The organism is Caloramator fervidus (assembly GCF_900108045.1).
Taxonomy (GTDB): Bacteria; Bacillota; Clostridia; order Clostridiales; family Caloramatoraceae; genus Caloramator; species Caloramator fervidus.
This window is the reverse complement of the sequence record NZ_FNUK01000019.1, coordinates 19,232-33,767: the sequence shown is the minus strand read 5'-3', so window position 1 is coordinate 33,767 and position 14,536 is coordinate 19,232. Positions and strand designations below refer to the sequence as shown.

At 31.0% G+C, this 14,536-nt stretch carries 19 protein-coding genes and 1 tRNA gene; 3 read left to right on the top strand and 17 right to left on the bottom strand.

The window, feature by feature from the left end; all coding sequences use genetic code 11:
- The 17 genes from C4R78_RS07320 to C4R78_RS07240 form a co-directional block, all read right to left on the bottom strand.
- On the bottom strand, window positions 1-893 hold an 893-nt coding region (locus C4R78_RS07320; RefSeq protein ID WP_173689756.1), incomplete at its 3' end, for a cache domain-containing protein.
- 139 nt (window positions 894-1,032) lie between these two features.
- Window positions 1,033-1,107 (bottom strand) — tRNA-Thr (locus C4R78_RS07315).
- Window positions 1,107-1,667: a 50S ribosomal protein L25 gene (locus C4R78_RS07310; RefSeq protein WP_103896426.1), complete on the bottom strand. Its 561-nt coding sequence runs from the start codon at window positions 1,665-1,667 to the stop codon at window positions 1,107-1,109. The genes C4R78_RS07315 and C4R78_RS07310 overlap by 1 nt, the downstream gene beginning before the upstream one ends.
- Window positions 1,668-1,789: 122 nt before the next feature.
- Window positions 1,790-3,121, bottom strand: a complete 1,332-nt coding sequence (locus C4R78_RS07305) for a replicative DNA helicase (protein WP_103896425.1) — start codon at window positions 3,119-3,121, stop codon at window positions 1,790-1,792.
- A gap of 11 nt (window positions 3,122-3,132) precedes the next feature.
- Window positions 3,133-4,992 (bottom strand): Lon family ATP-dependent protease, encoded by a 1,860-nt coding sequence (lonC, locus tag C4R78_RS07300; RefSeq protein WP_103896424.1) that lies wholly within the window; start codon window positions 4,990-4,992, stop codon window positions 3,133-3,135.
- Between the two features lie 14 nt (window positions 4,993-5,006).
- Complete coding sequence (gene rplI, locus C4R78_RS07295) at window positions 5,007-5,453, bottom strand: 50S ribosomal protein L9 (RefSeq protein ID WP_103896423.1); 447 nt, start codon at window positions 5,451-5,453, stop codon at window positions 5,007-5,009.
- Window positions 5,450-7,423 (bottom strand): DHH family phosphoesterase, encoded by a 1,974-nt coding sequence (locus C4R78_RS07290; protein WP_103896422.1) that lies wholly within the window; start codon window positions 7,421-7,423, stop codon window positions 5,450-5,452. Before C4R78_RS07290 ends, rplI begins: the two co-directional genes overlap by 4 nt.
- 12 nt (window positions 7,424-7,435) lie before the next feature.
- Window positions 7,436-8,392, bottom strand: coding sequence for a YybS family protein (locus tag C4R78_RS07285; protein ID WP_103896421.1), 957 nt, complete (start codon window positions 8,390-8,392; stop codon window positions 7,436-7,438).
- A 5-nt stretch (window positions 8,393-8,397) separates the two neighbouring features.
- Complete coding sequence (locus C4R78_RS07280) at window positions 8,398-8,709, bottom strand: MazG-like family protein (RefSeq protein ID WP_159945855.1); 312 nt, start codon at window positions 8,707-8,709, stop codon at window positions 8,398-8,400.
- A gap of 87 nt (window positions 8,710-8,796) precedes the next feature.
- Window positions 8,797-9,036, bottom strand: a complete 240-nt coding sequence (gene rpsR, locus C4R78_RS07275) for a 30S ribosomal protein S18 (protein WP_103896419.1) — start codon at window positions 9,034-9,036, stop codon at window positions 8,797-8,799.
- A gap of 23 nt (window positions 9,037-9,059) precedes the next feature.
- Window positions 9,060-9,470, bottom strand: coding sequence for a single-stranded DNA-binding protein (locus tag C4R78_RS07270; RefSeq protein ID WP_173689755.1), 411 nt, complete (start codon window positions 9,468-9,470; stop codon window positions 9,060-9,062).
- Window positions 9,471-9,485: 15 nt separating this feature from the next.
- On the bottom strand, window positions 9,486-9,770 hold the full coding sequence (gene rpsF, locus C4R78_RS07265; RefSeq protein ID WP_103896417.1) for a 30S ribosomal protein S6: 285 nt from the start codon (window positions 9,768-9,770) through the stop codon (window positions 9,486-9,488).
- Window positions 9,771-9,844: 74 nt separating this feature from the next.
- The gene (locus tag C4R78_RS07260) at window positions 9,845-10,051 is read right to left on the bottom strand and encodes a DUF951 domain-containing protein (protein ID WP_103896416.1); all 207 of its coding nucleotides are present in this window, start codon (window positions 10,049-10,051) and stop codon (window positions 9,845-9,847) included.
- Between the two features lie 10 nt (window positions 10,052-10,061).
- Window positions 10,062-10,874: a mechanosensitive ion channel family protein gene (locus C4R78_RS07255; RefSeq protein ID WP_103896415.1), complete on the bottom strand. Its 813-nt coding sequence runs from the start codon at window positions 10,872-10,874 to the stop codon at window positions 10,062-10,064.
- A 72-nt stretch (window positions 10,875-10,946) separates the two neighbouring features.
- Window positions 10,947-11,192 carry a putative Se/S carrier protein gene (locus C4R78_RS07250; RefSeq protein WP_103896414.1) on the bottom strand — a complete coding sequence of 82 codons (246 nt, stop codon included), beginning with the start codon at window positions 11,190-11,192 and terminating at the stop codon, window positions 10,947-10,949.
- Between the two features lie 9 nt (window positions 11,193-11,201).
- A complete protein-coding gene (yedF, locus tag C4R78_RS07245; RefSeq protein WP_173689754.1) occupies window positions 11,202-11,804 on the bottom strand; it encodes a sulfurtransferase-like selenium metabolism protein YedF in 603 nt (200 codons plus the stop codon).
- Between the two features lie 80 nt (window positions 11,805-11,884).
- Window positions 11,885-12,496 carry a CvpA family protein gene (locus C4R78_RS07240; protein ID WP_103896413.1) on the bottom strand — a complete coding sequence of 204 codons (612 nt, stop codon included), beginning with the start codon at window positions 12,494-12,496 and terminating at the stop codon, window positions 11,885-11,887.
- A gap of 35 nt (window positions 12,497-12,531) precedes the next feature.
- Here C4R78_RS07240 and ytvI point away from each other — a divergent pair, with 35 nt between their 5' ends.
- From ytvI to C4R78_RS07225, 3 genes are all read left to right on the top strand, one after another.
- Window positions 12,532-13,575 (top strand): sporulation integral membrane protein YtvI, encoded by a 1,044-nt coding sequence (gene ytvI, locus C4R78_RS07235; RefSeq protein WP_103896412.1) that lies wholly within the window; start codon window positions 12,532-12,534, stop codon window positions 13,573-13,575.
- Window positions 13,576-13,633: 58 nt separating this feature from the next.
- The gene (gene yyaC, locus C4R78_RS07230) at window positions 13,634-14,212 is read left to right on the top strand and encodes a spore protease YyaC (RefSeq protein WP_103896411.1); all 579 of its coding nucleotides are present in this window, start codon (window positions 13,634-13,636) and stop codon (window positions 14,210-14,212) included.
- A 64-nt stretch (window positions 14,213-14,276) separates the two neighbouring features.
- Window positions 14,277-14,531 carry a YkuS family protein gene (locus tag C4R78_RS07225; protein ID WP_103896410.1) on the top strand — a complete coding sequence of 85 codons (255 nt, stop codon included), beginning with the start codon at window positions 14,277-14,279 and terminating at the stop codon, window positions 14,529-14,531.
- The last annotated feature ends 5 nt before the right edge of the window (window positions 14,532-14,536 follow it).

Below are 14,536 nucleotides of genomic sequence, written 5' to 3'. Positions count from 1 at the left end.
AGGGCAAGTAATGCTACTATTCCTAGGGTTATAATTAAAAATATAACTGTTTGAATTATTGATTTTTCAAATTCCTTTCCATATTCCCTCTCATTCATCGTTGCAATAGCTATCCAACCTGTTTGCTTTGATTTTGCAAAGCCTGATATTTTTTCTTCTTTATCTGTGTATTTTAAATTTCCTTCCTTCATTTCAATAATTTTTTTACCAAAGTCATACTTTTCAGCTATGTTTACAAGCAGCATATCCTTATTAGGATGGGCAATTATTGTTCCATCTTCTAAAATTAAAGCCGCATACCCTGTTTGTCCAACTTGCGTTTTGTTTATGTTGCTTATCAGTGTATCTATGCTTACATCAACGCCTATTACCGCCACACTACCATCTAAAAGCCTAAAGGCCTTTGAAATTGTTATTATATTTTTATTAGTAGCAACATCTTTATAGGGCTTTGTTATTACTATATTCCCAAAAGACTTTATAGCATCTTGATACCAAGGACGTGTAGTTGGGTCAAAGTCGCTTGGAAGCTCAATTTTAGGATATATGTTCATCCTTTTATTGCTATCTCCAATATAAATCAACAATACATTAGGGTTTGCATCTTTAATATTCTTTAAAATACTATTAATCGTATTATTATCTTTATTTAAAACTCCTGAATTTGTGGTTATCGAATTTACTTCATAGGATATCTTTTCAACAAAGGAATCAATAAAAGCTATTTTTTCATCCGCTATCTGTTTTGTTAAATTAAAAACCTTAGCTTCTACTAATTTTTTGCTATTATATAAAGAAATAGTGGTGGTTATAATAGCAGGAATTACAGCAATTAACATGAAGATTATTACCAACTTTTGCCTCAACAATAGCTTGTTCATCTTCTGCTTCATAAGGTTCCCTCCTTGTTAAGTTTAATTTAATTATATAAAATTTTAAAAATTTTTCAAGTATTTTAAAACTTTTTGTAAATAATACCAATGTCTTTAACAACAAAAAAAGTGGGCGTTTTAAACGCCCACTTTATAAGCTTGGAGCTCCATGTCGGATTCGAACCGACGGCCTGCTGATTACGAATCAGCTGCTCTACCGCTGAGCTAATGGAGCTAACTTGCTAGCTCTTCCTCTGATGTTTCAGCTTCAGATATTACAGCTAAAACCTTATCTTTATCATCTAATACCTTTATTCCTTCCTTTAATTTTAAATCTTCTACAGTTATCTTATCCCCTAACTTTTTATCCTTAACATCAATTTTTATAACATCTGGCAAATCCTTTAATTTTCCTTCTAATTCAACTTCTGAAACATAAACTTCTAAGATAAATCCCTTTGATTCTAAAAGCTGCTCTCCTTCATATACAAGAGGAACAGAAACCTTAACCTCTTCATCTTCATGAACTGCTTGGAACTCAACGTGAAGAATATCCTTATTTAAATAATCAAACTGAATATCTTTAATTATGCAAAAATACCTGCTGTTATTATAATCTAAATATACCTTAGAATGTTTACTGTTGTTTCTTAAAAGTTTTAATAAATCCTTCTTTAAAATCTTAATCTTTTGAGGATTTTCTATTCCCTTTCCATAAACTACAGCAGGAGTATATCCACTTTTTCTTACTGTATTAGGATTTTCAATTCTCTCAAGTGCAAGCACTTGATTCATAAACCTCACCTCCAATGTATTTCTAAATTTAGAAATACATAAAGGTAAAGTTTATTTATTGAAAATCCTAACAATTTTAATTATAAACTTTAAAAAACTCATGTCAAGTTTCTTTTCCATTTTTAGGCATTGTGGTATCTATCAAGATTTGCAAATTTTGTATATTGACCAAGCCATACAAGTTCAACGGTTCCCGTTGGACCATTTCTTTGTTTTGCTATTATAACTTCTGCTATATTCTTCTTGTCTGTGTCTTTATGGTAATACTCATCTCTATATAAAAACATTACAAGATCTGCATCCTGCTCAATGGAACCTGATTCTCTAAGGTCAGAAAGCATTGGCCTGTGGTCTGATCTTGCCTCTGGAGCACGACTAAGCTGAGATAAAGCAATAACAGGGGCATCCATCTCCTTTGCAAGAGCCTTTAAAGATCTTGAGATTTCAGAAACCTCCTGTTGTCTATTTTCGCTTCTTCTACTACCTGACATAAGCTGAAGATAGTCAACTATTATAAGATCTAACCCCTTTTCTATTTTAAGCCTTCTACACTTAGACCTCATTTCGTTTACTGAAATTCCAGGAGTATCATCTATAAATATTTTTGATTGGGCCATTGGATTGGCTGCCCTTGCAAGCCTAAACCAATCCTCTTCATCAAGATCGCCTGTTCTTAATTTAAGCATGTCTATGTTTGCCTCTGAACAAAGCATTCTATAGGCTAGCTGTTCCTTTGACATTTCAAGGGAAAATATGGCAACGCTTTTTTTAGCCCTTAAAGCAGCATGTAAAGCTATGTTTAAAACAAAGGCTGTTTTTCCCATAGAAGGCCTTGCTGCAACCAATATGAAATCTCCTTTTTGAAAGCCGGACGTTTTTCTATCAAGATCTATAAATCCTGAAGGTATTCCCGTTATATCCCCTTTTGTTTTAGATAAATGCTCTATAGTATCAAAGCTTCTTGCTATAATATCTGATATCGGCTCAAAATCCGTATCGGCTTTGTTTTGCGAAATATCAAAGATAGACTTTTCAGCTAAACTTAAAACCTCTTCAACATCATCTGGTTCTTGATAACATTTTTCCATTATCTCATTAGATGCAGCTATTAACCTTCTTAAAAGAGCCTTCTCCTTAACAATTTTTGCATAATGCTTTGCATTAGCTACAGTAGGCACAGCAGTAACTATTGTTGATATATAACTTACCCCGCCTACAGCCTCTAAAAGATTTCTGCTCTTTAAAAGGTCTATTACTGTTATAGTATCAACAGGTTCGTCCTTTTCATATATTTCAACTATTGTATCAAATAAAATTTTATGGGATTCCTTATAAAATTCATCTCCCTTTAATATCTCTGTAACTTCAGCTATAGCATCTTTATCAAGAAGCATGGAACCTAAAACCGACTGTTCAGCTTCTATATTATGCGGAGGAACCCTTAATTTATCCATTTAATCGCCTCCTAGAAAATAGCCTCTATAACTTCTTCTATGCTTGATACAGGGATTATCTCAATATCATAATCCTTATAAACTTCCTCTAAATTTTCCTTTGGAATTATAACCCTTTTCATTCCTGCCTGCATTGCACCATAAATTTTTTCATTTATTCCACCTACAGGTTTTATATCACCCAGCAAAGATATTTCCCCGGTAATAGCCGTATCTTGCCTTACTTTCTTTCCTGTTATGGCGCTTAATATTGCCACAGTAATAGCTGCACCTGCTGAAGGACCATCCACATTTCCGCCACCTACTATGTTTACATGAATATCATAATTTGAAATATCTATTCCTGTAATCTTTCTTATAACTGAAGCTGCATTAAATACAGAATCCTTTGCCATAGTTCCTGCCGTATCATTAAACCTTACGCTTCCACCTTCCTTTTCAAAAGCAACCGCCTCTATTTCCAATATGCTTCCTAAAAATCCTAATACGGCAAGTCCAAATACCTTTCCAACTTCCCCTTCATCTTTTGCGTAATTCTTATAATAAGGAACCATTTTTGAAAGATTTATAACTTCTAAAATATCTTCTTTTTTTATAAAAACTCTCTTTCTTCTTCTTTTATAAAAAGCATACCCATATGCATCTGCTAGTATATTAACAGCCTTTCTTCCTTCTATGGTATACTGGCTTATTATACTTGGAATTTCATCATCCATTTTAATTTTTAACTTTTTAGCAGCGTTTATAACAATATTTTGTATATCTTTTCTTGAAAGGGGCTCAAAATATACCTCTGCACACCTTGATCTTAAAGCAGGGTTAATTTCCTCAGGACTTCTTGTAGTTGCCCCAATCAAAATAAAATCAGCAGGTGCTCCCTCTTCAAAAATTTTCTTTATATATGCTGGAACATTCTCATCATCAGGGTCATAATAGGAGGATGAAAATTCAACCCTCTTGTCCTCTAAAACTTTAAGGAGTTTATTTTGAAGTATAGGGTCCATCTCTCCTATTTCATCTATAAAAAGGATTCCTCCATGGGCTTTTGTAACAAGACCAAGCTTTGGCTCTGGGATTCCACTTTCTGCAAAATCCCTCTTGCTTCCTTGATATATAGGATCATGAACAGAACCTAAAAGAGGATTTGTAATTTCCCTTGGGTCCCACCTTAGGGTTGTCCCATCTACTTCTATAAAAGGAGCATCTTCCTTAAAAGGCGTTGATTTTAACATTTTGGCTATTTCAAAAGCAAGCCTTGCTGTAGTGGTTTTACCAACCCCTGGAGGACCATAAAGTATAATATGTTGAGGATATGGGGAAGCAAGCTTTGATAATATAGCCTTTATAGCTCTTTCTTGTCCAACAATTTCTCTTACTGAAGAAGGCCTTAAAACCTCCATTATAGTTTTTGAAAGCTTTATATTATCAAGTCTTTGAAGCTCTTCTAATTTTTTTAAGGTCTTGCTATTTTCTGGGCCTCTTTGTTTTTTTATTATATTTAACTTTATTTCATCTATAAATCTCTCGTTATTCCTTTCAATTATTTCATCTACTTTTTTTTCAAGTTCAAGCTCAACTTTTCTTCTTGCAACTATATAAGCTATTCTATCCTCTAATTGGCTTATAGTATCCAAAGGATTGTCTATAAAATCATCCTTATCTAGCAAAATCTTTTGTAAAACATAAATTTTTTCGTTTAAATCCGTAGAATATAAAGAATCCAAAAGATTTTCTTCTTTTAAAATAGAATTTATATTTTCAACTCCATATAAATCATAAAGTTTAGTAATTAATGCATCAACCTTTGCCTTTAGATTTTCATATTGTCCCTTAAAAAGCTCTTTTACATCTTTAGCTATATTGTTTTTCACTTAAATCTTCCTTTCTACTTTGCCTTGATGTTAACTTTAAGTTTTGCTGTAACATCAGGATATACCTTTATTTCAACATTATATACTCCTATCATTTTAATAGCTTCATCAAGTTCTATTTTTTTCTTATCTATATCAATTCCGTGCTGCTTTTTAAGAGCCTCTGCTATATCCTTTGAAGTAATTGAACCAAATATTTTACCATTTTCCCCTGCTTTTACAAAAACTTCAACCGATATTTCAGAAATTTTCTTTGCTATTTCCTTTGCCCTTTGAAGTTCTTCTTGTTTTCTTTTTTCTTCTTTAGCTTTTTGTACTTCAAGAATTTTTAAATTAGCTTCATTTGCTTCAACGGCTAATTTTTTTGGGAAAAGATAGTTTCTTGCATAACCATCTGATACGTTTATTACATCTCCTTTTTTTCCTACACCTTTAATATCTGCTTGAAGTATTACCTTCATCTTCTGTCACTCTCCTTAATATAATTTTTTATTGCTTCTTCTAAAAGATTTTTAGCCTCATCAACGTTAACGCCTGAAAGTTTTGCACCGGCTATGGTCATATGTCCTCCACCACCGATGCTTTCTAAAATAACTTGAACATTAATATCCCCTAAAGATCTTCCGCTTATTATTACTTCATTTTCAACCCTTGCAAGGACAAAAGAAGCTTCCACTCCATCTATTTTTAAAAGGTCATCTGCAGCTTGAGGAACTATCAAAAAGTTATCAATAGGTTGCCTATAAACGGCTATTGCAATACCGTTTTTTATCTCTGCGCTTTTTATAAGCTCCATTCTCTCTATAAAGGTTTTAAAATCATCTGCAAAAAGCTTTTTGACCTCTATAAGATCTGCTCCCATTCTCCTTAAAAAAGAAGCAGCCTCAAAGGTCCTTGAACCTGTCTTAAAAGTAAAGTTTTTAGTATCAACATATATGCCTGCCATCAAAGCTTCTGCTTCTTCCTTTGTAAGTTCAACCCTTTCATTCATATACTGTAAAATCTCTGTAACAAGCTCTGCAGTAGAAGATGCATAAGGCTCTATATAGGTTATAACTGCATTGTCTATAAAATCTGCACTTTTTCTATGGTGATCTATTATAACTACATTACCTACTTTATGCAAAAGCTCTGGATTTTCAAGGAAGTTTTTTCTATGAACATCCACTATAATAAGTAAAGTCTTATCGTTTGCAATAATGTTTGCCGTTTCGTTATTTATAAAAACTCCTTCATACTCTTTATTATTAATTTTGTTCATCAATTTTTCAATAGATTTATTTACCTTATTTAGAACAATATAGGCAGTTTTTCCTTTTTGCTTGCATCCCCTATATACCCCAAGGGCTGAGCCTATACTGTCAAGATCTGGAGTTTCATGACCCATTATTAAAACTTGACTGCTTTGATTTATAAGCTCAGATATTGCATGAGCAATAACCCTAGCTTTAACTTTTGTCCTTTTTTCAACCTCTTTGCTTTTACCTCCAAAAAACAAAAATCTTTCTCCATCTTTTATTACAGCCTGATCTCCACCTCTTCCTAGTGCAAGATCCTTTGCAGCTACAGCATATTGATGTATCTTATAAGGGTTTTCGGCATTCATTCCTATTCCAATGCTTAAAGTGGCAGGTATTTTGTTTCCAAAATAAATCTCCCTTACTTCATCTAATATAGAAAATTTTTCCTCCATAAGTTTGTTTATATGTTGCTGCTCAAAAACAGCAACGTATTTATTTACATCATATTTCCTTACAAAAGCATTTAAGCTATTTGCAAAAGAATTTATTTTTTTATCTATCTCAGCTATTAATATAGGCCTGTTTATATCATCTATGCTTTTTACTACTTCATCATAATTATCTACTTCAATCAATGCAACAACCATTTTTTTATTGTTATAATTATCACAAAGCTCATAATAATTGGTTTTATTTATGAAGTAAAAAATATATACATTTTTACCAGACTTTGACCGAATTATGTTTATTAAAACATCATAAACTTCTTCTCCAACAGCCACTTTATTCATTTTACTTATATTTTTTTCTAAAACTTTGTTCAAATCAATATCACTTATTATCATATTTATGTTTTTTCCATAGGGACTTTTATAAACATTTTCTAAAAAAAAGTTATTAGCCCAAATCATCTTTCCTTCGCTATCTGCTATGACAAGGGGAATAGGTATCTTAGATAAAGTATTTCTTCCTGCAGAATCTATGTTGCTTGTAATATCCTCTATAAATTTAAAAAACTCATTTTTCTTAATTTCTGAACTTCTTAAATTATAATAAAGAAGGATAAAATATATAACAACCCCTAAAAATAACAGGTTGATATTATAAAAAGCCAATATCCCTAAAAGTAAAGCTATTATAAACAAATATACTTTCACATTAGGAATAAAATTTTTAAATTTATTATCCATAACGACCCTCCATTATTTTGGAGAATGCCTAATCCTTGACTTATCTAACTTCCTTAAATTCAAGGAATAGTCAGCTACTCCTATTAAAAATAGTATATTTCCTAAAAATACAAAAGCAAACACTAAAAGGACTACTTTTAAAGACTTTGAAATCCCCTGCTTATCAAACCAAAAACTTAGGGCCGCAAGCCCGTTTACCGCAAATACAACAAGCATTAAATACATAGAATTTAAAAGTATTGCATCTGCATTTTTTATTTTAAAATAAGAAGCTATATATCCAATCAAAACTATAAACATAATTGAAATAGCTAGCTTTATAGGAATATACCAGTTTGAAAACTTAGGTATACCATCTAGTTCTATCCCAAATCTTGAATATATATTCTTAGCTAAAATATAGGTTATCATAGCTGAAATAAACCCATGAGAAAATATAGCAAAAGGTATGAGCATCATAAGCATCTCTTTAGGAGGAATAGATTTTAAAGCATTTTCGTATAAATCCTTTTGAATTCCTAGTTTTTCATAAAAACTTTTTGCTGTATCTATGCTATTATAAAACTCATCTAAAATAAGTTTTATATAATCCTGACCTGCTATTAGTCCAAATATTTTTATTGATATCGTAACAGATATTATGTTTATAATTATCATTACAAATATAGTATTTATAGCACTTTCTTTTCTTTTTATCATTATTCCTAAAACAATCCCTAATATACCATTTGTAATTGCAAATCCCAAAGCAGTATAAGGATCAGTAAAAAGAAGAACTATAATAGTTGTTGCAATTAAAGAAATAAAACTATATTTATAACCATGCTTTATCTGAATAAGCGCAATTGGCAAAGGCCACATGAAAAGACCTATAAAATAAAATATAGGAACATATATACTAACTAATACTAAAACCACTGCAATAGCAGTAAGAAGTGCGGACTCTATAAGCGCCCTTGTTGTATTCATCTAATCTATTCCCTACCTTCCTTTAAATATGTAATTAAACTTAAATAGTCGGCGTTCTCTTGATTTTCATCCTCTGAAAGGCTAACTCTTAATTTTTTAATTATTTTATCATCTATGCTAGAATAGTCAATTCCAAGCTTTTTAGCTAAAAGATATGACAATATTATAATTTGTGATAATTCATCCTTTATTTCATCTAAGTTAGCTCTACTTCCCTTTAACATTGACACATGAAGGTCTGAAACTGATGTCAACAAAAACGTTTTATAAGTTTCTATAAGTTTTATATTGCCCATTATATCCAATTCTTCCCCCATTTTAACACCTCCAAATACCACAATCATTTATTCTTATTATATCACATAATAATAAAATAAAAAGTGCCCAGCGGGCACCTTTTAGCTTTATTCTGTTGTAAATGGAAGTAAAGCAACATTTCTTGCTCTCTTTATAGCAACAGTTAATTGTCTTTGATGTTTTGCGCAATTTCCTGTAATTCTTCTTGGAAGAATCTTTGCTCTTTCTGTTATATATTTTTTAAGTCTTGCAACATCCTTGTAGTCGATGTATTCAATCTTATCAACGCAGAATGCGCAAACTCTCTTTTTCTTTTTTTGCTTTGTTGCCTTCTTTGCGTTTGACATCATATCCCCTCCTTACCTAAGTTTTAAAATGGAATGTCATCCTCACCATCGACAGGGAAGAAATCTCCTTCGTCGCTTGCAACTTCATCCTGTACAAAAGACCCAGCCTGTTCCTTTGGCCTGTCTAAAAACTTTACTTCATCTGCCACCACTTCAGTAACATACCTGTTTGTCCCATCTTGAGCCTGATACTTTCTTGTTTGTATAGAGCCTGAAACTGCAACAAGCCTTCCTTTTGTCAAGTTATTAGCAACAAGCTCCGCAAGCTTTCTCCAGCAAACTATAGGTATAAAATCTGTTTCCCTCTGACCACTTTGATTTACATAGGGTCTATCAACTGCTAACGTAAAGGTGGTCACGGCAATACCCGTCCCTGCTGTATATCTTATCTCAGGGTCACGAGTTAGCCTGCCTATTAAAAAAACTTTATTCATTATATCCCACCTTAATTAGTCTAATTTAACAACTATGTGTCTTATAACATTGTCGGAGATTCTTAAAACCCTGTCTACTTCCTTAGGTAAGTCAGGGTTCGCAGTGAAGTTAATTAATACATAGTAACCTTCATTAAAATGCTTTATTTCGTAAGCAAGTCTTCTCTTGCCCCACTCATCAACATTTTCAATAACTCCACCGCCGTTTTCAATTACACCCTTTATTTTTTCTATTGTAGCCTTAACTTCTTCTTCAGCTACATTTGGTGCGATTACGAAAAGAGTTTCGTATCTTCTCATTCCTTTCACCTCCTCCCTCTGGACTAAGGCCCAATCACATGGGCAGGGACTTTAATATTTTAACATATAAGTTATTATTGTGCAATATTATCTTGTGCACTTTTTATTATTTTCTTTACAACCTTTTCAAATTTAGACCTTGGAAGCATTACTATTCTTCCACATTTTAAGCATTTTATTTTTATATCAGCTCCAAGCCTTATAACTTCCCAAGTTTTATTTCCACAAGGATGTTCCTTTTTTGTTTCTACTACATCTCCTAAATAAAACTCCTTCAAAATTCCACTCCTTTCATTTGTTTACTATAACTCTTTTAGGAACAGCTATTTGTATTTTTTCTTTATCAAATTGGCTTTTTATTCTTCTTCTAAGCTCCATTTCAACATCCCATTGCTTCATTGGTAAAGTTTTTGCTACTATCCTTATAACATAACCGGTTTCTAAAAAATTTACAACCCCCAAAACTTCGGGACCTTCGACTATAGTTTCAAAATCATCCCTAACTTCCTTACATATTTTTTTTAATAAATCTATTGCCCTGTCAACATCCTCCTCATAGGCAACAGTAACATCAACCAAAGCCCTCATATTTCCTCTTGACCTATTGGTTACTTTTGATATAGAGCCATTAGGTATTATATGAAGGTCTCCTGAAAAATCCCTAAGTTTAGTTACTCTTATTCCTAAAGCCTCAACTACTCCTGAAAGCCCATCTATTGTAACATAATCTCCAACAGCAAATTGATCCTCCATAAGTATAAAAAAGCCCGAAATAACATCCCTTACAAGACTTTGTGCTCCAAAACCTATAGCAACGCCCGCAACTCCTGTAACTGCAATAAGAGTTTTTACATCAAATCCTAAAGTTTCAAAAATCCAAATAAAAGAAAGGACATAAACGCTATATCTTAATAAACTTTTAAAAAGCTCCTTTAAAGTATCAGCTTTTCTGTCATTAAGCCCAAATTTCGTTGTTTTTTGCTTTTCAAAAAAGTTATTTATTAATCTACTTCCTAACCTTATAACAACCTTCATCAAAATCAAAATAACTATTATTTTTATAACTACCTCTAATATACCCATTAAATCTAAATTGTTAATCATATTTCTCACCTCTTTAGTAAGTTTACACTATTTTTAAAATACATTCAATAAAAAAAGCACACCTAAAGTGTGCTACTCTATAGGTTCAAAAATTTTATTTTCATCAAACTTATAAAGCCTTTTAACCTTTATTTTTCCTTCTTTAATTAATTCTTTTACTTTTTCTAAATCATCATGGAATATTTTAATAGAAATTCCACAGCTTTTTGTTATCTCCCTTGGAGTAGGCATTATGTTGCCTTTTATTCCTTGTTGTTTTAATACTGCTTCACATTGTATTGCAAAGTTTGTGCTGTCAAATGTTATAAGAACATTCATAGCTATCCCTCATATTTTTATAGTTTTTGTTGAATTCATCTTTTCAACTATAGTATACATATTAGTTACAGTTCCTACAACAAGTTTTTCCTTTAAATTATAAAAATCTAAACATGTTCCACAGGATAAGATCTCTACCCCAAGCTCTTCAAGCTTTTTTAGACTGTCTAAAACATCTGAACCCTCTGTGGTAAGAAAAACTCCGGAATTTAAAAATATAATAGTCCCCGGCTTTTGTGAAATTTCAGTTAAAGAATATATAAAGCTTTTCATAAGCATACTTCCAAGCTTATCATCACCTAATCCCATTTTATCCGTCGATATTATATAAGTTAAAGATGTATCTATTTCTGCATTACTTATACTACAAACAATAGGCTCTTCTACCTTTTTTAAATCTCCATCTTTTTTTGCATAAAAATAATATAGCCCATCCTTTTCTTCAACATCAAAAGCTACATTTGCGCTTTTTAAATACTTAGCAACGTTTTCCTTTGAAGCTTTGTTATCTACAATTATTTGAAGTTCGTCAAAATCCTGCCCTTCTACTTCTTTTTTTGTTAATATAACAGGTTTCGGACAAGTAAGACCTCTGCAATCTAATACCTTCATTATATCACCCACCATCCTTTTTTATCTATGGTAAAATAAACTTTTACCAAAATAAAGATATATAAAAATAATTAATAAAACTACCTCAAACTATTTATTTTCTTTATAATAGGAAAAATTATATTATAATGATAAAAATACTTTGCCACCTTTGAACTTTGTATTAATTCATTTAGCAAACTATCCCTTGAAGATATATTAATTATAGGAGTTAAAAGAGCAAATATTAAAGATATTATAAAAAAACATTTTAAAAAACCTAAAATCATTCCCAATAACTTATCTAAAAAACCCAATTTACCCTTCCTTATTTTTATGTTTTCCCTAATTATATTAAAAAGTATGTTAAGAATTAAAAAAACTAAAAAATAAGTAGCTGCCGTCAAAAACAAATCTGTAGCCATCCTTGATATATATTTTTTATCAACAAACAAATTTAAAACATCTAGAGTTTGCTTTGAGCTTATTTTTTCTAAAAAAACTTTTTGCATACTTCTATATATATTTGTGTTGTTTATTATATAATCCATAACATATGGAGACAAAACTTTTGAAAAGTAGATCGAAAGCCCTAAAAAGAACAACCTTACTAAAGTTAAAACAAAACCCTTTTGCATTCCATCCAAACTACCGTATAATAATATTAGCACTACGGCTATATCAAGATAATTTACCTTTATCAACTCCTCCATAATATCCCTTCTTACATTAAAGTGAGGTGAAAAAAATGTTTAATAAAGATTTTATACTAAAACTTAAAAGATTTTTTATTTTTCTTTTAATTTACACCCTATTATTTTTTACATTCTTTAAGACTCTTCCCTACACTCTACCTTTTGTTCTTGCTATTATTATAGCATTAATAAACAAACCTTTTAACAAATTTTTAATAAAACAATTTAAACTTCCTGTTGCTTTATCATCTATTATAACTACTGGTATAACCTTTAGTTTAATATTTTATATCTTAAGTTTAATAATAATAAAAATCATATCAGAAGCAAGAACCCTTCTTTTTAAAATTCCAAATGTTGATACTTTATACCCTTATATTCAAAATATTATTATAAACCTTGAAAGGCATGTAAGAAATTTAGACCCTTTTATAATTGAAAAGCTACAAACAAACCTTAACAAGATATTTTCCTCTGCCTTTAACATGCTACAAACCCTTTTAAATACCATTTTATCCTTTGCTATAAAACTGCCTTCTGTATTTTTAATTATAATAATAACTTTTATAGCCACATACTTTTTATCAAAAGATATAACCCTCTATGAAATGGAACTTACAAGTATATTCAATGAAAACGGAAAGAAAAAATTCGAAGAATTTATTTCTGAAGCATATAAAATGCTTATAGGATACATCAAATCCTACTCTATATTAGTAAGCTTAACATTTTTAGAAAGCTTAATTGCCTTCACGAGCTTAAAGCTTAGCTATGCCTTCCTTTTAAGCTTAGTATGTGCCCTATTAGATATATTCCCTATACTAGGGGTTGGCCTTATATACTTTTCTTTAGTTATATACTTTGTAATAATGAAAAAATATTACATGGCCATAGCTGTAATAATAATATATATAATCATCACCATAATAAGGCAAATAGTTGAACCAAAGCTTGTATCTTCAAATCTTGGTTTGAATCCTATTATGGTCCTTGCATCAATTTATATAGGAGTTAAAGCCTATGGATTTTTAGGAATGCTATATCTTATATTTTTAATGGTTTTTTACAACATCCTTAAAAAAATACAAGTTATATAGTATATTAAGCCTCCCTTTTGGAAAAAATCTTAACTAGATTCAAAAGGGAGGTTTTTATATGCTACAAGAAAAGAAGCTGCAAATTTCCATTGAAAGCGACAAACCACATTCTCCATTCATTCTTTCTAATGAAATAACAAATCTTATTAAAGACGTAGAGGTAAACAGAATAGTCATCCTCTGTATAGGAACCGACAGATCTACAGGAGATTGCCTTGGCCCTTTAGTTGGAGACAAATTAACTAAAAGTTATAATTTAAAAGAAATTGACATATATGGTACCCTTGAAACTCCTGTCCATGCTAAAAATTTAAACAATTATATAGAAATGATTTACTCAAACTACAAAAACCCATACATAATAGCCATAGATGCTTCCCTTGGTAAAGTTGAAAACATAGGCAAAATAAATTTATATCAGGGTCCTATCTTTCCTGGAGCTGGAGTTAACAAAAATCTTACTCCCGTTGGTGATATTTCAATAACAGGAATAGTAAACATGTCAGGATTTATGGAATATTTTGTTCTTCAGAACACTAGGCTATCCCTCGTAATGAAAATGGCAGATGTTATATCCTTTTCCTTATATCTTTCCCTTAAAAAACTATACCTTAATTCAAACATTACAATAAGGTGATTCCAAAATATACATAGAATAACATAAAACCCTCCTGCTAAAAATATATTCAGGAGGGTTTTGTATGATAATAAGCGTAGAGGATTCCCTTGAAAACATATATCAAGAATTAAAAAATCTAGGCTATGAAGTTTATAAGATAAGCCAAAACATTCCTTCAGATATATACATATACTCTGAAACAAATACCCCTTTAATAAAACTCAACTCAATTATTCAAGCTAAAGACCAAGGTTCTTTTATTTTAAACTGTGACAATATGAACTTACAGGATATAATATTTTCAATTCATCATAAAACATATTCCCCTCTTTTTTAAGCTAC